Annotated in this window: 21 protein-coding genes; 13 read left to right on the forward strand and 8 right to left on the reverse strand. The window is 41.0% G+C overall.

Annotated elements, in window-relative coordinates:
• Positions 1–116 precede the first annotated feature (116 nt).
• The 7 genes from Q91_RS02475 to Q91_RS02505 are packed head-to-tail and all read right to left on the reverse strand — an operon-like array spanning position 117 to position 6,496.
• Positions 117–1,553, reverse strand: coding sequence for an FAD-binding oxidoreductase (locus Q91_RS02475; RefSeq protein ID WP_015005301.1), 1,437 nt, complete (start codon positions 1,551–1,553; stop codon positions 117–119).
• A 10-nt stretch (positions 1,554–1,563) separates the two neighbouring features.
• Positions 1,564–1,797, reverse strand: coding sequence for a non-oxidative hydroxyarylic acid decarboxylases subunit D (locus tag Q91_RS02480; protein ID WP_015005302.1), 234 nt, complete (start codon positions 1,795–1,797; stop codon positions 1,564–1,566).
• Entirely contained in the window at positions 1,794–3,275 is a 1,482-nt protein-coding gene (locus tag Q91_RS02485; protein ID WP_015005303.1) for a non-oxidative hydroxyarylic acid decarboxylases subunit C, read from the reverse strand. The genes Q91_RS02480 and Q91_RS02485 overlap by 4 nt, the downstream gene beginning before the upstream one ends.
• Positions 3,275–3,718 (reverse strand): cytochrome c, encoded by a 444-nt coding sequence (locus Q91_RS02490; RefSeq protein WP_015005304.1) that lies wholly within the window; start codon positions 3,716–3,718, stop codon positions 3,275–3,277. Before Q91_RS02490 ends, Q91_RS02485 begins: the two co-directional genes overlap by 1 nt.
• A complete protein-coding gene (locus tag Q91_RS02495) occupies positions 3,715–5,283 on the reverse strand; it encodes an FAD-binding oxidoreductase (RefSeq protein ID WP_015005305.1) in 1,569 nt (522 codons plus the stop codon). The genes Q91_RS02490 and Q91_RS02495 overlap by 4 nt, the downstream gene beginning before the upstream one ends.
• Positions 5,284–5,297: 14 nt before the next feature.
• Positions 5,298–5,882 carry a hypothetical protein gene (locus Q91_RS02500; protein WP_015005306.1) on the reverse strand — a complete coding sequence of 195 codons (585 nt, stop codon included), beginning with the start codon at positions 5,880–5,882 and terminating at the stop codon, positions 5,298–5,300.
• A gap of 41 nt (positions 5,883–5,923) precedes the next feature.
• On the reverse strand, positions 5,924–6,496 hold the full coding sequence (locus tag Q91_RS02505; RefSeq protein WP_015005307.1) for a UbiX family flavin prenyltransferase: 573 nt from the start codon (positions 6,494–6,496) through the stop codon (positions 5,924–5,926).
• Between the two features lie 73 nt (positions 6,497–6,569).
• Here Q91_RS02505 and Q91_RS02510 point away from each other — a divergent pair, with 73 nt between their 5' ends.
• The gene (locus Q91_RS02510) at positions 6,570–6,803 is read left to right on the forward strand and encodes a hypothetical protein (protein WP_015005308.1); all 234 of its coding nucleotides are present in this window, start codon (positions 6,570–6,572) and stop codon (positions 6,801–6,803) included.
• A gap of 64 nt (positions 6,804–6,867) precedes the next feature.
• On the opposite strand, the gene Q91_RS02515 is transcribed toward Q91_RS02510, so the two are convergent.
• On the reverse strand, positions 6,868–7,890 hold the full coding sequence (locus tag Q91_RS02515; protein ID WP_015005309.1) for an AraC family transcriptional regulator: 1,023 nt from the start codon (positions 7,888–7,890) through the stop codon (positions 6,868–6,870).
• A gap of 146 nt (positions 7,891–8,036) precedes the next feature.
• Here Q91_RS02515 and Q91_RS02520 point away from each other — a divergent pair, with 146 nt between their 5' ends.
• The 12 genes from Q91_RS02520 to Q91_RS02570 all read left to right on the forward strand — a co-directional run bounded on the left by Q91_RS02520 (position 8,037) and on the right by Q91_RS02570 (position 18,846).
• A complete protein-coding gene (locus Q91_RS02520) occupies positions 8,037–8,951 on the forward strand; it encodes a fatty acid desaturase (RefSeq protein ID WP_015005310.1) in 915 nt (304 codons plus the stop codon).
• A gap of 519 nt (positions 8,952–9,470) precedes the next feature.
• Positions 9,471–10,832, forward strand: coding sequence for a Rieske 2Fe-2S domain-containing protein (locus tag Q91_RS02525; protein WP_015005311.1), 1,362 nt, complete (start codon positions 9,471–9,473; stop codon positions 10,830–10,832).
• Between the two features lies 1 nt (position 10,833).
• Complete coding sequence (locus Q91_RS02530) at positions 10,834–11,325, forward strand: aromatic-ring-hydroxylating dioxygenase subunit beta (RefSeq protein ID WP_015005312.1); 492 nt, start codon at positions 10,834–10,836, stop codon at positions 11,323–11,325.
• Between the two features lie 412 nt (positions 11,326–11,737).
• Entirely contained in the window at positions 11,738–12,457 is a 720-nt protein-coding gene (locus Q91_RS02535; protein WP_148271121.1) for an FAD-binding oxidoreductase, read from the forward strand.
• 12 nt (positions 12,458–12,469) lie between these two features.
• On the forward strand, positions 12,470–12,835 hold the full coding sequence (locus Q91_RS02540; protein ID WP_015005314.1) for a 2Fe-2S iron-sulfur cluster-binding protein: 366 nt from the start codon (positions 12,470–12,472) through the stop codon (positions 12,833–12,835).
• A gap of 155 nt (positions 12,836–12,990) precedes the next feature.
• Positions 12,991–13,305 (forward strand): VOC family protein, encoded by a 315-nt coding sequence (locus tag Q91_RS11635; protein WP_202948169.1) that lies wholly within the window; start codon positions 12,991–12,993, stop codon positions 13,303–13,305.
• Positions 13,306–13,324: 19 nt separating this feature from the next.
• A complete protein-coding gene (locus Q91_RS11640) occupies positions 13,325–13,927 on the forward strand; it encodes a VOC family protein (protein WP_202948170.1) in 603 nt (200 codons plus the stop codon).
• Between the two features lie 350 nt (positions 13,928–14,277).
• Positions 14,278–15,198 (forward strand): catechol 2,3-dioxygenase, encoded by a 921-nt coding sequence (locus Q91_RS02550; RefSeq protein ID WP_015005315.1) that lies wholly within the window; start codon positions 14,278–14,280, stop codon positions 15,196–15,198.
• Positions 15,199–15,202: 4 nt separating this feature from the next.
• Positions 15,203–15,634, forward strand: a complete 432-nt coding sequence (locus Q91_RS02555) for a heme-binding protein (protein WP_015005316.1) — start codon at positions 15,203–15,205, stop codon at positions 15,632–15,634.
• Between the two features lie 34 nt (positions 15,635–15,668).
• Positions 15,669–17,120 carry a 2-hydroxymuconic semialdehyde dehydrogenase gene (locus Q91_RS02560; protein ID WP_015005317.1) on the forward strand — a complete coding sequence of 484 codons (1,452 nt, stop codon included), beginning with the start codon at positions 15,669–15,671 and terminating at the stop codon, positions 17,118–17,120.
• 9 nt (positions 17,121–17,129) lie between these two features.
• Positions 17,130–17,915, forward strand: a complete 786-nt coding sequence (gene dmpE / locus Q91_RS02565) for a 2-oxopent-4-enoate hydratase (RefSeq protein ID WP_015005318.1) — start codon at positions 17,130–17,132, stop codon at positions 17,913–17,915.
• A 25-nt stretch (positions 17,916–17,940) separates the two neighbouring features.
• On the forward strand, positions 17,941–18,846 hold the full coding sequence (locus tag Q91_RS02570; RefSeq protein ID WP_015005319.1) for an acetaldehyde dehydrogenase (acetylating): 906 nt from the start codon (positions 17,941–17,943) through the stop codon (positions 18,844–18,846).
• The last annotated feature ends 5 nt before the right edge of the window (positions 18,847–18,851 follow it).

An 18,851-nucleotide genomic window follows, 5' to 3' on the forward strand; every position in this document is an offset into this window, starting at 1 on the left:
TTGAAGAATAAGTTAATTAAAATAACTCGGCGTATTGTTACAACTCAATTATGCTGGGTCGTGCATTAAACAAAATGCTTAGTGACACGACTCAGCAATAATAATATGGAGCAGTTTTAACCAAAAACAGACTGCGGATCGAGTGCTTTTTTAACACGGTTTTTAAGTGTTTTGAGTCCATCTAGACTGACGGCATCAACGGCTTCTTGCATGTCCGCATCCACTAGGCAAGTAGGGTATCCTTGAGCTGAAAAGTCGTCAATAAGCTGCTTAGTGAGTTGACGTGCTTGTGCTAGTTTTTCAGCATCACCTGTAGGGTAGAGCACTTGAAGCTGCGTCATCATGGTACGCCATGTCAGCGCAAACTGACCGATGATGTTAAGCTCCGCTGGGTTGTTAACGCTTTCTAGCAGCGTTTGCATCTTAACTGCATCGTCACCATCAATTGGGCTAGCAAAATGTACATTGATGGATGAGAAGCCTGATAAATTTGGATTAATTGTATTGAATTTTCCATCCATCTTCATTTCACGCTGAGCCCAGATAGGGTTATTGGCTGTTTCCTCAGGCATTAAAAATTTAGCCCCTTCAATTTGGCTGAAGGCGCCATTAATAGCTTGCCATAAGAAATCAACGTTGGCTGGCATGTTATACAAAGCACCGTACATATTCCAAGCACCCAATTGGTGTTTTGTCGCCGCTTCATCGTTGTTACCAATGTCTTCCAGGGCTTCAGTAGAGAATTGCGAGGCGTCAGACTTTGCGGAAGCAACAGTTACCGTATTTGGAACCAGCATATTAATTTTCATGTCGCGCATAATCTCAACGGCTTGATTCATGGCTGCTTCGTTTGGCAGTTGAATGGCAAACGGTCTATAAGCTGGTGCCTTGGGCATTAGCCAGATACCTACTTTGGTAATAATGCCTAAGCTTGATTGGGTAAAGGTGCCGTCAATATAGGGACCAAAACCATATTTAAATAATTGCCACGAGTCGCTGTTTGGCATCGCCCCCATACCTGTACGTATTAAACGACCATTCGCGAGCATCACTTCCATACCACATTGCATCATGAGGTGGTCACCATACGGCGTGTAGCCATAACTTCTATTACTGATCCCACCTGAAACCGATTGAGTTGAGTTTTTATCAAAATCAACGATAAAAGGAATGTTATTGGCTTCTAAGTATTCATTGAGTTGAGCATAGCTAACGCCAGGCTCGATCAGTGCATAAGCAGCTTGAGTGTTAACTTCGATAATACTATTAAGCTTTTTAAGATCAATAACTACGATGGCACCTTTTGCGGGAATAGGCGCGGTGTTTATTTCTCCAGGGCTTAATAGGTTGAACAAGGAATAGCTTTCATCTGTGGAAGAGACCAATAGATTTTTTAATTCCTCTAGATTGCTAGGCGTTACCACGGCGATGACTTCACGCTCACCATTATTGATGCGGTCTGTTAGGAATTGATATTCTGTAGGTTGATCTGAAGCGCTAATGACGTTGTCAGCACCTAATAAGCCGTTAAGGTTTTCTATAATATTTTTCATGCTGATAAACCTATTTATATTGAGCCGGAGGCATAATTATTGGATATGGTTTTTCAGGATCAACCCTGAAAAATGCTTCCCGTTCCTCGTAATCTATGGAAGTAGCAGGCTCACTATCTCGCCATGTAAACTCACAGGCGCTACAATGAAAGATTGTCCAAACGAGTTCACCTTGAGCATTGAGACCTTTATGTTCAACTCGGATTTTTTCTTCGGCGGCTTGGCAGCGTGGGCATAAACTCATGATTGACCTCCATTTTGTAATGATTGAATAAACTTAGCTAATTCATCAATATTTGCCCCCGATGGTGGGGTAACAATTTTTGAGTCGGAACCCAATTTATCGGGTGGCATAAAGCTTGTTGCATCAATAATTAAGCGATGACCTTTGCCCGCAACTTCTGCTGCCGGATCAATCGGAATCAATGGCATATTGGGGATAACAATCGTGTCATCAGCCCGGGTACGTGTTGATAAGGCCCACATCACTTCGTTTAGGTCGAAAGGATCAACATCATCATCAACCATGATTAAGTTTTTAAGGTACATGGTGCCATGTGGCGTGCCAAGTGCTCGCATGGCCACTGATTTTGCGAAGCCAGCAAACCGATTCTTAACCGATATTACGCCGGTAAGGCCATGCTGATACAAGGCGTTAACAGCAACAACTTCAGGAAAGTCTTTTTTAAGTTGTGCGTAGATTGGTGCTGATGTGTTTAGGCCAATTAAGGTGTCGTGCTCTGTCCAGCCGCGACCAATGTAAATATTTTCAAAAATAGGGTCGTTGCGGTGTGAAATAGCCGTTACTTTAAAGCGAGGTATTTTTCTAACGCCACTATAACTGCCAGGGAACTCACCAAAAGGCCCTTCAAAGCTACGCACACCATTCATTAGTTCTGCTTCGATAACCATTTCTGAATCAGCCAAAATATCCATGCCGTTGCCTGATTTTGTTAGTCGTAGCGGACTACCCATCATTTGAGATGCATAGGCAAACTCAGACTCTTCATAACCAACAGGTGTTGCTGCAAACATACACATAGCTGGGTGGTTGCCGAGCATGACGGATATTTTTAATGGTACATTTTCTTGTTCAGCAGCGACAATGTGACGACCCATATCATGTGCAGGAACTGACAGCAGGGTAAACTCGCCCGGTGCTTGTACTTGAATACGGTAAATCCCAACGTTTTGCTTACCAAAGTTTTCGGGGTCTCGTGGGTCACGGCTGACAACGTTGGCTTTACCTATATAAAAGCCACCGTCATATTCATTAATACGATAAAGCGGTAATAAATCATAAAGGTTGAAGTTGTCAGTCAGGCGATTTTCGTTGACTGGAGCAGCTTCTGGTTCAATAAAATCGAGTAGTGGTTTATCGTCACCCCAACGAGAAATAATGTCGTAAAACAATTCTTTTATAGTGGTGCCTTTAGGGTGCCCCAACAATAGTGCTAGATTGGTGAAACTACCATGTACGCCTAGGACGAGTTTTTTGCCTGGGTAGCCAGCGATATTATTAAATATAACAGCTGGGCCATTCATTGAATCACGACCAGCAGCAACAGCTATATTGCGAATATCTGGTTCAGGCATGACTTCATCAGTCCAAGTAATACATTGGCCATTTTCTTCTAAAAATTCTAGAAAATCACGTAAGCTGCCAATACGTTCGCCAACAGCTTTGGCTTGAGCGGATAACGGTTTTTTGTCGGTACTCATTATTTGCTTTCCTTATTTGCGTGTGCTTTAGCACTGTCAACGATATATGCTGCTAAGTTATCTAGTTCCTTATCATTAATGTCTGTTGGGCGGAAAGGAGGCATCTCTAGCAGCCCGTCTCTAACAATATATTTAATATAGTCAGGAACTAAGTCTGTACGTTCTCTAATAACGGCTAGATCCTTGCCACGAACTAGAGCAAGTTGTTTGGTGGCTGCATACGCATTACCAGAATCGTGACAACCAGCGCAGTGTAGGTCAAAAATTACCTTTCCTGAGCGGTTGCTAGGCTCATAGTTTGAAGTAGGCTCTGCCACAGTTTCAGGAATTTCGGCAGTTTCTTTTTGAGTGCTTGGTTCTGGGTTTGTTGCAGAATCTGTTGTTTGTTGATCGCAAGCAGTCAAAAACAGAAGACTTGTAATAATTAAAAAATATTTACTCATGACTCACCCCTTAAATTTTTTGGCCAAATCCCCTGTTTTCCTGGAGAAAGGATTCCATTTGGGTCTAATTCATCTTTTAGGGCGTGATGGGTGTCCCAAAGTGCGTTATCGTTCCATGAAAATGTGCCAGCGATTTGGTCCATAAAGGATAAGTGAGTACGGTATTCGCCGTATCCTAAGGCGGCTGCCTCATCAACTAAAATGGCGAATAGATCGTGAGCGCGCTTTTTCTCTTCTGGGCTCATGCGGTTAAACATCAGCATAAAGATATGGTGTTGATCTCGCCAGCCAATTAAGAATTCGCCAATGTAGTCAAAGCCGTATTCGTGTGCACGTTTTTCAATCATCTTGTATTGATTCATAGATGATTTGCCATCAGCGGCTGAAATAGGCGAAAAGTTAATATGACCACCGCCACCAACCCAATTCAGTAGGCTGAACTCAGTCATATTAGGAACACCTTTCATTAGTTTGACTCGGTAATCCCAACCGGGGTCACCTTTTCTGGTGTCGTCATAATGAAATTTTGCGCCTGGAATACTACCAAATGTATCTCTGATAACATCCATATTGTTTTTCATCATCGGGCCTGGGCCGTATACAGCACCGTAGTAATTCCAGATACCCAAATCGAGGTCCTTAGCCATTTTTTTACGATGACTGTCTGGCATTGGGCCTTTGCCCGTATAGTATTGACTACGGCTAACAGACATGGCTGCTTCCCATAGTAAATCAACAGTCATTGGTGCATTATGAATGACTTGATTAACCCGAAGTGGTAACGAGAGGTCGGTTACTGTTTCAAGGTCATGCTCATTTTCCAGAGTAATCATAAAAGGTGTATAGCCCGGAGGTTCTGGCATTAACCAGATGCCCATACGGGTAATGACACCAAAGTTTGATTGGGTGAATAATCCATCAATCGCAGCGCCTTGACCGTACTTGTAGAGGCCGCCTGTTTTACTGTTTGCAGTAGTATCCATGCCGGTTTCAACGACAGTACCATCAGCAAGCACGACTTGCATACCACATTGCATTAATAGATGATCGCCATAAGGTGTGTAGCCAGCGCCGTGCTCAGAGGTGTTACCGACAATTCCGCCCCAGGCGGGTGCGGCACAATCAATCCAAAGCTTTGAGCCTTTTTCTTGAAGGTAGTTATATAAGTCATAATAGCTCACACCAGGCTCAACGATTGCGTAACCATGTTTCTCGTTAACCTCAAGAATTCTATTCATGAGCTTTAAATCCAGAACAATATAGCCGGGCTTACGAGGAGCGGGTCCACCGTAGGCAAAGTTTTTACCGGTGGAAATTGTCCAAACAGGTATTTTGTAATTATTAACGATGGCAAGAATTTTTTGGATTTGCTCAACATTATGAGGTGCAACAGCAGCGGATGGAGCAAAGTCAGCATCATTGGTGGTGTTATAAGGGTCGCGATAGCTGCGAAGTTCTTTTATGTCATCCAAGTAAACATATTCTTTGCCGACGACTTTTTCGATCTCGGCAATCGCCGCATTAAGCTGGCCTAAAGTGATGCCTTGTGGGAGTGGTTTAGTCATGGTTGTTCCAATTGTTATTTGTTTTTATTTGGGCTTAAAGACCAAGAGACTAAGAAGTCATGTTGATCGGTATTGGCTAGGCTGATCTGTGTTTTTTGCGTCACGAGCTGGGCATTCCCTCTCGGTAAAACTCGCATATGATTTGCAAGCCATTGCGGCCATTGTTCTTTTGCTTTTTTTAGTGATGAGGTAATCAGTTCAGCAGAGTCTTTCGAACTAGAGACTTCATGCGTCAACATGTTTCCGGAATAATGATGTGTGGCTGAATATTGGGTGTAAAAACCAAAGTCCTTTGCGATTTGTTCAAGGGCAAAAAAATCGGAATCTCTGGTTAAGCCTGAAATTTGGCCCATAGGGGACTCTTTGCAAAACTCTCTAAGCAGGTCAAAGTGTTGGCCAATATCTAAATCGATATTAGACTTGCGCTCGGCAACATTGGAGATAAAATGTTTTGAGTGAGCTGAGTGCTCATCTGCAAAGACCAGTAATGGGATTTCTTCAGAGCCGGTTAAAACCTGTTGAAGCGCTTGAGATGGCGTGGCTAATAAGGCGACATTAGTGGCCAGTGCGGATTTAATAAAAGTGCGTCTGCTTAACATAAGCTCCTCTTCGAGTGTAATTATTTAAAGGTGGATGATTATTATTTTGAAAGACCTTGCCACCGGGCTACATAATCTACATTAGAAATGTCTAATGTATCTAGTATTCTTCCAACTGAATGATTAACTATGTCGTCGATAGACTTTGGCTGAATATAAAAGGCCGGTACGGGCGGTGCAATGATGGCGCCCATCTCGGAGAGGGTCGTCATATTTCTTAAGTGAACAAGGTTTAAGGGTGTTTCACGAACCATTAAAATAAGTTTTCGGCGTTCTTTTAGTATCACGTCTGCAGCTCTAGAGACTAGATTATCAGCTATACCATTGGCAATGGAGCCGAGTGTTTTCATAGAGCATGGCGCAATAACCATACCGTCGGTGATAAATGAGCCGCTTGAAATTGATGCGCCAATATCTTTTGGGTGATGCGTTACGTCGGCCAGCGACATAAGCTCTTGTTTATCCATATTTAATTCATATTGAGCAGTTAGTGCACCCGCATTGGAAAGAATCAAATGTGTTTCAACATCATCGACAGTTTGCAGAATTTCAAGTAAACGGGTACCGTAAATAGACCCGGTAGCCCCAGTTATAGCGATAATTATTTTTCTCATGGAATCTTATTGTTGTTAGATTAAATGACTCTATCGCCTAACAAAAGCAGCGTCAATATTAAGTGAGAATAAAATGAGCCAAAAACCTCTTCCGTTAGATATTCAAAAAAAAATTGTTATTGATTTTCTTAAACAGTGTAATGATTACAGTGAATTGATGCTTAACAAGTATCAACAGCAACTGTCAGATCAAGATTTAAAGGATTCCGCCAGTCAAAAAATCCATGATTGGAACACCTATAAAGATTTTAATGAGTACGCTATTAATGAGCTTGATGGTGATGAATTAGATGACTGGTTTAAATAAACCCAAATGAAATGATTCGCTGGAGTCTATGCTAAGTTGATCGCTAAATTTATTTAATGCGCGTTTAATGTTTTTTCAAAATCTCGGTTTGTTGTTCGCGATATTCTTGGGGGCTGATGCCAAACCATCTTTTAAAGCTACGCCTAAAATTAGCTGGATCGCTGTAGCCAAAAATAACAGATAACGTGTCTATGGTTATTGTGCTTCTGCGTAAATAACTGCTGGCCTGAAATGCATACACATCGTCTTTTATTTTTTGGAAAGATGTGTGTTGGTCTTTAAGTCGCCTGATGAGTGTTCGAGGTGTTATGCCGAAGTGCATAGCAGTGTGTTTAAGTGTAGGTGAGTGACTTAAGTTTGCGGATAAATAATCGTATATTTCAGTGCTGATATTTACATTACGCTGCAATTGATGGTGTGCCTCTTGGCATTGCTCTAACGCAATTTGGTAAATGTGTTTGTCAGCATTGGGGTTGGGGGTGTCTTTCCAAGATAGTGGAAGATGAATTTCGAGGTGACCAGAATTAAAGTGAATAGGGCAATGAAAGTATTGCCGGTAACTGTCTACATAACTGGGTGTGTAGCTATTCATGTATAGACTAGCCTCTGTCATCGGCCTTCCGAGTATAAACTCAATGATATGTTGCAGTAACATTAGCATGGCCTCGATGAAAATTGTGTGGGCGGCTTTAAGGTTGTCAGTCAGCGTTAAACGGATGATATATTGATCACCTTGGGTAAGGATTGTATATAAGATGAAGGGCGTTCGTACTTGGCTATATCGCTGAAAAATATTGATGGCGTCTGATAATGTCGGGCTATTGATAGCTGCCCAACCAACAGACCCGTGAGTTGAGGGGTGCAGTATTGAGCCCAGTAATAAGCCAATGGCTGGGTTGTTACTTAGTTTTCGTGTGTTAAGGATAACGCTAATGAATTGATCTAATGAGATATAATCATCTTCTTGTAATGAGTGAACGCTTAGTTCGGTGCCTTCTAAAATCTGCTCAGCTGTAATGCCTTTGTTAGACAATTCTCGGATAGCTATTTGTATGTAGCTAACAGGGAGTATAATTGATTGGGACATAAGTTCCTTTGAGCGATGGTTGAAAGGTATTGTCATAAAATGACATGGTTATGTCAAATAATGACACTTATCTATTAGATTAAGTCTTGTTCTAATTGGCGATTATAAAAACATAAATAGTTAGTTAATTTAATTCAGGAGAGATTATGAGTACAAAAAACCCAGCAACGAGTGAAGAATATTTCGAATCTCTTAGGGTTGCACCCAGTTTAGCCATTCCGACGACCCTTATTTTTATACTGTCTCTGTCTGGCATTGTTGCTGTTTGGTATTATGCCTTAAACGGAATTTTGCCCTTATGGTCAGGGGCTATCATCAATGGGCTTTTAAGTTATTGGATGTTTAGCATTATTCATGATGCATCGCACCATTCTTTATCGAGCAATAAATTCCTTAATGAAGCTATCGGTTCAGTTGGTTTGTTTTTCTTATTCCCTTATGCGCCAATGGTTGCACTTAGATGGGTACATAATAAGCACCACATCCACGCCAATGGGCCAATGGACCCCGATGTTTACGAGCATGAGGCCAAATGGTGGCAAGTGCCTTTTAAATGGTCTTGTTTTGACGGGTACTACATCTATTATTTCTTTAAGTATGGAATGAGAGTTGTAAAAAGACATGCTAAAGCGCTTATTGTTTTTTATACGCTACTAATAACAGGTTTCGTCATTGCTTTATACTTTGGTTTGGGACTTGAGTTGCTTATGTTGTGGTTCATTCCTAGCCGTATTGCTTTATTTATGATTGCAGTAGTTTTTGTTATTTTGCCGCATGCGCCTAATAAAGTGGGTCAGGAAGAAGATAAATATATGGCAACGACGATGCGAATGGGTTGGGAGTGGTTATTGACACCGCTGTTGGTTTATCAGAACTACCATTTAATTCATCACTTATATCCAGAAATACCTTTTTATAAGATGCATAAGGCTTGGTATTTAAAATATGATGAAATTAATGCGCATAATGTTAGTTTTCAAACAGCATTTGGCGTAGCTCCTGCGAATCTTGAATCACATCTTAATTTTGATCACTCAAAGCATACTGTCGAGCCTGCTTGATTGCATAGATTGATTTATTGTCTGTTATAAAGGGGCGAAAATGTTATTGGAGTTTATAAGGCGTTTTAGTAACTGTTATTAAGAGTCAGTTTGAGAATGTCGAAATGATATTTATTAGTTTGTTAAGTGCTTTTTGAATAATTTAGGGGTATAAAATAAACGAGGTTTGGAGAGATGATGAGTGTTGATAATAATATGACTCGTTAAGAGTATTTTTCATTTCTCGGAAAACACTGGTATTGGTTGGTTTAACAACAGTTACGTTATTGGCAATTATGGTTGATGATAGTAGTGGTTTGGTAACTGGTTGCTAGCTAATAGCGTGTTAATGATCATAAATAAGCAGCTTTATTAAATTAGCTTTTTATGGAAGTTTTTGAATTTTTATCAAGTAAATGATGTAAGTCATGGCTGGAAAAGTTTATATTGATATAGTTCACTTACTCAAACGACAGAGTTAGTTGAGAATAAGATTAATGATGCAGCCGAGTTAACAGGCTGATAAAAGGAGAATAAAGAATGGGCAAACAAAATAAAATCGATTTTGGGAGCTATTTGATCGAGGATAAAGAGCAGGGTATTTACCGTGCTGATAGAAGGGTCTTCACTGACGAAGAAATTTTTGACATGGAAATGAAAACCATTTTTGAAAAAAACTGGGTTTATCTTTGCCATGAAAGCCAAATTAAAAACCCCAATGATTTCTTTACAACATATATGGGGCGTCAACCCGTTATTATTACGCGTGATAAAGACGGTGAAATACATGGCTTTATTAATGCCTGTTCACACAGGGGTGCGCAACTGGTAAACACTGCATGTGGTAATAAGCGTAAAATGGTTTGCCCATTTCATATGTGGACGTACGACATGAAAGGGAAATTACTGGATTGTGGTGAGCATAAAAACAGTGTCGGCTATAGTGAGAGCTTCGATAAAGATAATTTAGGCCTTCAAACAATAGGTGATATTGAAAGCTACAGAGGTTTTGTTTTTGGTGTGCTGGATGACAATGCATGTAGTTTAAAAGAGTTCTTAGGCGAGGCGACGCACTCGATAGATCTACTGGTAGATCAGGCTGAGGGAGGCCTAGAGGTGTTGCCGGGTATAACAACCTATACCTATAATGGAAATTGGAAATTACAGGCGGAAAATGGTGTGGATGGTTATCATTTAGAAGCTATTCATGGCAATTATGTAATGACATTAGCCAATCGTAAAAAAATCCAAGCAGAGAATGACGCAGTGAAAGCAGCAGATGTGGGCGCGATGTCGACAGGATCTACTGGGGAGCTACCGGGTGGTTACTACCACTTTGGGAATGGTCATGTGATGTTATGGGGAAAATTTCCTAGTGCCCAAGATCGTCCGCTTTATGTTGGTGGGCAGATGCCAGCGCTACGAGAAAAATTTGGAGAGGCGAGAGCAGAATTTATGGCGGGTTTTTTACGTAATACCTGCATCTATCCAAACGTATTCTTAATGGATCAAATGAGTACGCAGATTCGCCATTTCCGCCCTATTTCTGTTGATAAAACAGAAGTAACAACCTATTGTGTTGCACCTGTTGGGGAGTCAGATGAAGCCCGTGAACGCCGTATTCGGCAGTATGAGGATTTCTTTAATGCAACAGGCATGGCAACACCGGATGATTTAACAGCATTCAATAACAGCCAGATAGGCTTTATGGGTGAAAAACAACGTTGGAGTGATATGTGTCGTGGGGCAATGAATACGGTTGAAGGGCCAGAAAAAGTTGCTAAAACTGTTGGAATTAACCCTGTTGAGTCAGGTACTAACCTTGAAGATGAAGGTATTATGGTTGCGCAGCATAAGCGGTGGGCCGAGATGATGGCTGAAGGCCAAGCGGAGGAAAGTTAAGATGGATTCAGTATTAAAAGAACAAGCCATAGATGTAATTATTAATGAGGCTGCCGCTCTAGACCATAAGCAGTGGGATGATTGGATTAATTTATATACAAAAGATGCTACCTATTGGATGCCATCATGGATTGATGAATATACTCAAACGAGTAACCCTAAGCGTGAAATTTCATTGATTTATTATGGTAATCGCTCAGGTCTTGAGGATAGAGTGTATAGAATCAGAACAGAATTGGCTTATTCTGCAAGTCCATTACCTAGAACGTGTCATATGAACAGCAACTTTAGAGTGTCTGAAAATGATGAAGGTGAGATTGTTGTTCATTCGTCTTGGGTGACACACAGTTATCATTCTAAAGTGAGTCGTAATGCTTTTGGTGTTCAAGAGCACCGTTTACGTAAAGTGGATGGTGAGTTGAAAATTTGCTATAGAAAAATCACGTTACACAATGATGTTGTTGATACTGTATTAGATGTTTATAGTGTTTAGTATATAAAGCAAAAAGCCCTAGCAGACTTGTCGCTAGGGCTTTTTTATTTGCCCTACAGTCGACTTTGTAAAGGTAATGTTTATAAGTTTTTTAATATAGGATCTTGAATGTTCTTTTATAGGGTTAGGATTTGCTTCAATAAATAAAGTTGTATTTTACTAATTTTGTATAATATAAAAGAGATTAGATTTTCTATTGTGCAAGGAATTCGTTTCGCAAGATAAACTGACTAAGGTTGCGGTGACGAGTATGAAGTGCACTGTTTAACTAAGGGAGACTAGTTATGGCTATATGTTTAGTGAGTTCAATAGAAAAATTAAAAAAGTGAGCAGTGCGCTCATGATATAAAAAGTATCGGGCTTGGTTGTTGTTACCATGTTATGTGCTTTAATTATTAAAAGAGAGTTTTGGATGGAAGTAACGCATAAGGGGCAAGTCGTTTATTCTGGCTTTGTCAGCAAGGGTATTATTTTACTTAGAATTGAACTGCTTGAGCCTAAGTCGCTCGAATTTAAAGCCGGTCAATATTTGGCGGTCTTATTACCAAATTTGGATAAGGCGTCATATTATTCAATTGCCTCTTCACCGAATAAAAAAGGTGAGGTGGAGCTGTTAGTGAAAGAAGATAAGTTGGGAACAGGTGCAGCTTATTTATATTCACTAAAAGCCGGTGATGTTGTTCAATTACACATGCCAATGGGTGAGGCTTATTTACGAGAAGATAGTAAGCGGAATTTGATCTTTGTGGCGGGGGCATCTGGTGCAAGCTATGTTCGTTCGATGATTCATTATTTGGATGAAACCGATCAATTAGCTAATCGTGAAGTGCATTATTTTTTAGGTTGTCGTGAAGAGAGTGAGTTACTAGAGTCTGATTTTATGCAGGCTTTAGCAGAGAAATATAGCGGTTTCCATTATCACCCGGCTTTATCGCACCAAGAAGATTGGGAGGGGCATACGGGCTTAATTACAGAAGTTGTTGATCGACTAATGCCTAATGATCTGTCTGAGTGGCAAGCCTATAGTGCTGGTTCACCTGCAATGGTGAAAGCTGTGGCAGATGGGCTGATTGCAAATAAGGATTTAAAGCCGTCAGCATTCTTTTCAGACTTATATACTCCAGAAGTTTAACGACTTGTATTAATGCTTATGACTGATGCAGTGCGTGATGAAGCTCAAAATTTTGTTATCACAATAGAAAACACAGGGGAAAGTTTTAAGTGCCAGCCAAATCGGCATCTTTTATCTGCAATGTCGAGAATGGGTAAAAAAGGTATCCCGTCGGGTTGTCAGGGAGGGGGTTGTGGTGTATGTAAAATACAAATAAATTCTGGATTGTATGACACTAAAAAAATGAGCAGGGCGCATGTATCTGCTGATGAGGAAGCATCTGGCAGTGTCTTGGCGTGTAGAGTGTTCCCCCGCAGCGACCTGAGTTTGAGCGTTATTGGTAAGTTACAAAAAAACATTGTAAAGAAAAGTACTAAAACACCCTGGTCCACATCTTAATGACCTAAAACCGCAATAAATAACCTTGTATTGAAAAGCCCTTATCTATAAGGGCTTTTCTGATTTAAATCAATGCAATATGAGGTATATCTTGCCACCATCAGGTCGGTAATTATTTGCGATTTAAATCAGAAAGAGGAGGTGTTATGGGTGTCATGAGAATAAGTCATATCAATATCCGAGTTTTGGATATGGAGGCGTCTGTAAAACATTACGTAAATGTAATTGGTATGAAAGTAGTACATACAGATACGGCAGGCAATGTTTATTTGAAATGTTGGGATGAGTGGGATAAATATTCCGTGATTTTGACCGAGGCTGATATAGCAGGAGTGATAAACCTGGGCTATAAAGTAGAAAGCAATGCGGATTTGGATGAGTTTAAAAGGCGGATTACTCAGTACGGTGTTGTGGTAGAGGATATTGCGGAAGGGGGGGCGGCCATTTGTTGGCCGCGTATTAAAATTTAATATATCTAGTGGGCATGAAATGTATCTATATGCCGAGAAAGAGTATGTTGGTACTGAGGTAGGTGCGGTTAACCCAGAACCCTGGCCGGATGGTTTGCAAGGAGCCGGAGTACATTGGCTAGATCACACCTTGCTAATGAGTGAGTTCGACCTTGGTAACGGGGTTAATAAGGTTGAAGAAAATACGAGATTCATGATCGATGTTTTAGATTTTTATCTGGTAGAGCAAATCTTGGTTGGGCCTGAAGGCAATGAGCAATTGGCAACATGGTTATCGGTTAGTAATACACCGCATGATATTGCCTTTGTTGGTGGGCCTATTAATGGTTTACATCATCTCGCCTTCTATATGGATAGTTGGGATGATGTGTTAAAGGCCGCCGATGTTATGGGTAAGAATAAAGTGAAAATTGATGTGACACCACAACGGCATGGGGTAACAAGAGGCTACACAATTTATTTCTTTGACCCATCAGGAAATAGAAACGAAACCTTCGGAGGCTTAGGCTACTTGGCGCAACGCGATAGACCAGTGACGACTTGGACCGAAGACCAGATCGGCAGTGGTATTTTCTACCATACGGGTGTTTTGAATGAAACCTTCACAACAGTATATACATAAGCAAAAACGATATGTGAATTGTTGATTTGTTATACATCTAAAAAAGCCACGTAAGGTGCTTGCGTGGCTTTTTTAGCCAATTGAATCAACGAAATGGCTTTAAACTGAGGGGCTAAACAGCTATCATCTAAATAAAGCATAATTAATAATGATCAACTTTGAGTGACAGGAGATAAAGGATGTTGTGAGGAAATATGGCATTAGAAGCTTTCCAACAATATGGTATTATGTGTGATTGGGCTTTTACAAAAAATTGTATCGCGGTAAAGTGTGTTGATAGCATTAAATAGTTTTAAATAGTTATAGTGCAACGCAATTTCAAAAAATTAATAGAGATAGGAGAGCTAACCATGGCAATGACAGGTATTTTACGTCCAGGACATACCCAACTAAGAGTGTTGGATATGGAAGAATCACTAAACCATTATTGTGAAAATATTGGTCTGATAGAAACTGACCGAGATGATCAGGGTCGTGTCTATCTTAAATGTTGGGATGAGCAAGATAAGTTTTCGCTAGTATTGGAGCCTTCAGATCGCTCAGGTATGGATCACATGGCGTTTAAAGTCGCAACAGAGCAAGATTTGTGGCGTTATGAGTCTAATGTTAAAAGCTTTGGTATTGAAACAAAAAGAATTCCTGCTGGCGAATTAAAGGGTTGTGGTGAACGGGTTCGCTTTGTCGCGCCTGCTGGTCATACCTTTGATTTATATGCTGAAAAAGAACAAGTGGGTAACGGTCTTCCAACCACTAACCCTGCTCCTTGGCCAAGAGGTTTGAAAGGAATGGAGCCCATTCGTTTTGATCATTGTTTATTGCATGGTAATAATTTTGAAGAAAACTTTAAATTTTTTACTGAAGCATTAGATTTTCAATTAACTGAGCAAATAGTTGATGGTGAAACTCAACTGGCAGCATTTTTAACGTGTAGCACTAAGGCGCATGATGTTGCCTTTATCCGTTCTGAAAAATCAGGTCAATTACACCATGCTTCATTTTTATTAAGTTCTTGGGAAGGCGTATTAAAAGCAGGTGATATTATTTCGATGGAAGATATTCCATTGGAAACTGGCCCAACACGACATGGTTTAACTCGAGGGCAAACGATCTATTTCTTTGATCCATCGGGTAACCGTAACGAAGTATTCGCTGAAGATAGCTACGTGTATCCCGATAGCCCTGTCTTAACATGGACAGCAGATAATATTGGTCAGGCTATTTTCTATCACTCTCGTCAATTGGTTGAGAGTTTTATGGGCGTTACGTCTTAGTGTTATGTCTAGCAGTATTGTAACTAAAAATATTTCCACCGAAGCAGCTTTTACTGCGGTGCAAGCTGCAGTCGAAAAAGCAAAAGAAATTGGCATTAACATTTGTGTGTCGGTTGTGGATCGCGGGGCGTCAGAAATGGCATTTTTGCGTATGAATAAGTCGTTTCTACCCTCCATGACAATTGCTAAGGATAAAGCGTACACAGCTGCAGGCTTTGGGTTTCCTACAATGCAGTGGGGTGAAGTGCTTCAAGGTAAGACCCAGTTGCAAGCGGGCATAGCTGGGCGACCGAATGTAGTGACTTTTGGTGGCGGTTTGCCAATTTTTGAAGGTGAAGACGTTATAGGTGCGATTGGTGTCTCAGGTGGTTCAGAAGAAGAAGATATTCTTTGCGCACAAGCTGGCGTAGATGCGATTGATTATGTCTTGGTTTAATTACATTATTATTTAGTAAAGGTTCTAAAAAAATATGAGAGAAATAAAAGGGTTTATTAATGGTGAGTTTGTTGGTTCTGGTGGTTTTGGTGAAATATATTCACCAGCAACAGGAGAACTGGTCTGCCAATATCACAAAACTAGCATAGAGCAAGTTGGCGAAGCAGTAGATGCTGCCCGCATAGCACTAAAAGGGCCTTGGGCTGGTTACTCTATCCAAGATCGTGTGGATATTTTATATAAAATTGCCGACGGTATTAATGCGCGTTTTGATGAATTTTTAGAGGCTGAGTGTTTAGATACGGGTAAGCCTTATTCCTTAGCGAGTCATATTGATATTCCCCGAGGCGCTGCTAATTTTAAAATTTTTGCAGATACGATTAAAAATGTTGGGGATGAAGCTTTTCACATGCCGACACCAGACGGTACAGGCGCGCTAAACTATACAGTTCATAAGCCTAAAGGTGTGATTGGTGTTATTGGTCCTTGGAACTTACCTTTGTTATTGATGACATGGAAAATTGCTCCCGCGTTAGCATGTGGTAATACAGTCATTGTAAAACCTTCTGAAGAAACACAATTAACATCCACTTTATTGGGTGAGGTAATGAACGAGGCAGGGGTGCCAAAAGGCGTTTATAACGTTATTCTGGGCATAGGTCGTGAAGTGGGTGAAGCCTTGATTACGAATCCAGGCCTAGATGCGATTACTTTCACAGGCTCAACAGCAACGGGTGAGCGTATTGCGGCTGCGGCTTCGGTAGGTGTTCGCGATTCATCGCTAGAACTCGGTGGAAAAAATGCGGGCATTGTTTTTGCTGACTGTGACATGGATAAAGCGATTGAAGGAACATTACGCTCGGCATTTGCTAACTGTGGGCAGGTTTGCCTCGGAACAGAGCGAGTATATGTTGAACGACCAATTTTTGACGAGTTTGTACAACGTTTAAAAGAAGGCGCTGAAGCGCTTAAATTAGGTCGACCTGAAGACCCCGAAACCAATATGGGGCCATTAATTAGTAAATCACACCGTGAAAAAGTATTGAGCTACTATCAAGCGGCAGTGGATGAAGGCGCAACAGTCGTAACAGGTGGTGGTATTCCTGACATGCCTGAAGACTTAGCTGGTGGTTATTGGATAGAACCAACTATCTGGACAGGGTTGCCAGAAACAGCTAAGGTTGTGCAAGAAGAAATCTTCGGCCCGTGCACACACATCACACCATTTGATACAGAAGCAGAAGCCATCGAGTTAGCAAACGATACTCCTTATGGTCTAGCTTCATCTGTTTGGACAGAAAATGTTACTCGCGCACACCGAGTTGCCGCTCAAATGGAAACGGGTATTTGCTGGGTTAATAGCTGGTTCCTAAGAGATTTACGTACACCTTTCGGTGGTGCAAAGCAATCTGGAACAGGCCGTGAAGGTGGCCATTATTCATTGGAGTTCTATTCAGAGCTGACCAATATTTGTGTAAAACTATAAGGAATAAAAATGGATCAAGATAAAATAATTCAATACGGCGATGAGCTGTATGAGGCGCTTATTACGCAACAAACAATTGCGCCGATTACCGAGCGTTCACCAGAGGTGACGATTGAAGATGCCTATAAAATTCAACATCAAATGATTCAACGTCGTCTTGACGCGGGTGAAAAAGTTGTCGGTAAAAAAGTAGGTTGTACCAGCAAAGTTGTGATGGATATGCTTGGTGTAAACCAGCCTGATTTTGGTTACCTATTGAGTGACATGGTGATGTCAGAAGGACAGGATATTCCTATCTCTGAAAAAATGATTCAACCGAAAGCAGAAGGCGAGATAGCATTCGTTCTAAAAAAAGACTTGTGTGGGCCAGGCTTAACCAATGCGGATATTTTGGCGGCGACAGAAGCAGTAATGCCTTGTTTCGAAATTGTTGACTCACGAATCACGGATTGGAAAATTAAAATTCAAGATACAGTAGCTGACAATGCATCATGTGGTTATCTTGTATTAGGTGGAACGGCTGTTGACCCACGCAAAGTAGATTTAAGCGTATGTGGTTTAACACTCGAAAAAAATGGCGAACTAATGCACACAGGTGCAGGAGCAGCAGCACTTGGTTCACCTGTTAATGCAATGACTTGGTTAGCTAATACGATGGGTGCCTTAGGCGTAACATTAAAAGCCGGTGAAGTTATTTTATCAGGCGCATTATGCATGATGGTTGATGCTAAAGCAGGCGATTCTATGCGAGTTAGTGTAGGCGGCATTGGTTCAGCATCTGTTCGCTTTGTTTAAGCGTAAAATTTTAGGAGATTAGTAAATGGCAATAAATTGCGCAATGATTGGTTCCGGTAATATCGGCACCGACCTAATGGCTAAGCTACAACGTAGTCCAAATTTAAACCCGCTGTGGATGGTAGGTATTGATCCTGACTCAGAGGGCTTATTAAAAGCTCGAGAAGCAGGCCTAAAAACCACGCATGAAGGTGTAGATGGCTTAATTCCACATATTGAAGAAGATAATATACAAATTGCATTTGATGCAACGTCTGCATATGTACACGGGGAAAATAACCGTAAATTGCAAGAAAAAGGCGTGTTAGTGATTGATTTAACGCCGGCAGCTATGGGCCCATTTTGTGTTCCACCTGTTAACTTGAAAGAGCATGTGGGTGAGCAAGAAATGAACGTTAATATGGTGACCTGTGGTGGCCAAGCAACGATACCGATGGTGGCTGCTGTGAGCCAAGTTCAGGCAGTAGAGTACGGTGAAATTGTTGCAACAGTTGCATCAAAATCAGCAGGCCCGGGCACACGGAAAAATATCGATGAATTTACAAGAACGACAGCCCGAGCCGTTGAAGAAATTGGTGGTGCTAAGAAAGGCAAAGCGATTATTATTTTAAACCCTGCAGAGCCACCTTTAATTATGAGGGATACTGTTCATTGCTTAACTGAAGAAGAACCAGATCAAAAAGCAATTACAGAATCAGTTCACGCAATGATTAAAGAAGTGCAAAAATATGTGCCAGGCTATAAGTTAAAAAATGGACCAATTTTTGATGGACATAGAGTTAGTATATTTCTAGAGGTTGAAGGGCTAGGAGATTACCTTCCAAAGTATGCCGGTAATTTGGATATTATGACGGCTGCTGGGACAAGAACAGCAGAAATGTTTGCCGAAGAGATTGAAAACGGCACACTGACATTAACCAAATTAGCTTAGGGGGT

It is taken from the genome of Cycloclasticus sp. P1 (genome assembly GCF_000299965.1).
In the GTDB taxonomy this organism is placed as follows: domain Bacteria; phylum Pseudomonadota; class Gammaproteobacteria; order Methylococcales; family Cycloclasticaceae; genus Cycloclasticus; species Cycloclasticus pugetii.

What these genes read in the sequence shown, in the direction of transcription:
- dmpE (WP_015005318.1), top strand. Translation starts at nt 17,130, where the DNA reads ATGGATCAAGATAAAATAATTCAATACGGCGATGAGCTGTATGAGGCG.
- Q91_RS02570 (WP_015005319.1), top strand. Translation starts at nt 17,941, where the DNA reads ATGGCAATAAATTGCGCAATGATTGGTTCCGGTAATATCGGCACCGAC.
- Q91_RS02520 (WP_015005310.1), top strand. Translation starts at nt 8,037, where the DNA reads ATGAGTACAAAAAACCCAGCAACGAGTGAAGAATATTTCGAATCTCTT.
- Q91_RS02530 (WP_015005312.1), top strand. Translation starts at nt 10,834, where the DNA reads ATGGATTCAGTATTAAAAGAACAAGCCATAGATGTAATTATTAATGAG.
- Q91_RS02560 (WP_015005317.1), top strand. Translation starts at nt 15,669, where the DNA reads ATGAGAGAAATAAAAGGGTTTATTAATGGTGAGTTTGTTGGTTCTGGT.
- Q91_RS11635 (WP_202948169.1), top strand. Translation starts at nt 12,991, where the DNA reads ATGAGAATAAGTCATATCAATATCCGAGTTTTGGATATGGAGGCGTCT.
- Q91_RS02555 (WP_015005316.1), top strand. Translation starts at nt 15,203, where the DNA reads ATGTCTAGCAGTATTGTAACTAAAAATATTTCCACCGAAGCAGCTTTT.
- Q91_RS02525 (WP_015005311.1), top strand. Translation starts at nt 9,471, where the DNA reads ATGGGCAAACAAAATAAAATCGATTTTGGGAGCTATTTGATCGAGGAT.
- Q91_RS02515 (WP_015005309.1), bottom strand. Translation starts at nt 7,890, where the DNA reads ATGTCCCAATCAATTATACTCCCTGTTAGCTACATACAAATAGCTATC.
- Q91_RS02505 (WP_015005307.1), bottom strand. Translation starts at nt 6,496, where the DNA reads ATGAGAAAAATAATTATCGCTATAACTGGGGCTACCGGGTCTATTTAC.
- Q91_RS02480 (WP_015005302.1), bottom strand. Translation starts at nt 1,797, where the DNA reads ATGAGTTTATGCCCACGCTGCCAAGCCGCCGAAGAAAAAATCCGAGTT.
- Q91_RS02540 (WP_015005314.1), top strand. Translation starts at nt 12,470, where the DNA reads ATGCTTATGACTGATGCAGTGCGTGATGAAGCTCAAAATTTTGTTATC.
- Q91_RS02500 (WP_015005306.1), bottom strand. Translation starts at nt 5,882, where the DNA reads ATGTTAAGCAGACGCACTTTTATTAAATCCGCACTGGCCACTAATGTC.
- Q91_RS02495 (WP_015005305.1), bottom strand. Translation starts at nt 5,283, where the DNA reads ATGACTAAACCACTCCCACAAGGCATCACTTTAGGCCAGCTTAATGCG.
- Q91_RS02550 (WP_015005315.1), top strand. Translation starts at nt 14,278, where the DNA reads ATGGCAATGACAGGTATTTTACGTCCAGGACATACCCAACTAAGAGTG.
- Q91_RS02510 (WP_015005308.1), top strand. Translation starts at nt 6,570, where the DNA reads ATGAGCCAAAAACCTCTTCCGTTAGATATTCAAAAAAAAATTGTTATT.
- Q91_RS11640 (WP_202948170.1), top strand. Translation starts at nt 13,325, where the DNA reads ATGTATCTATATGCCGAGAAAGAGTATGTTGGTACTGAGGTAGGTGCG.
- Q91_RS02475 (WP_015005301.1), bottom strand. Translation starts at nt 1,553, where the DNA reads ATGAAAAATATTATAGAAAACCTTAACGGCTTATTAGGTGCTGACAAC.
- Q91_RS02485 (WP_015005303.1), bottom strand. Translation starts at nt 3,275, where the DNA reads ATGAGTACCGACAAAAAACCGTTATCCGCTCAAGCCAAAGCTGTTGGC.
- Q91_RS02490 (WP_015005304.1), bottom strand. Translation starts at nt 3,718, where the DNA reads ATGAGTAAATATTTTTTAATTATTACAAGTCTTCTGTTTTTGACTGCT.
- Q91_RS02535 (WP_148271121.1), top strand. Translation starts at nt 11,738, where the DNA reads ATGGAAGTAACGCATAAGGGGCAAGTCGTTTATTCTGGCTTTGTCAGC.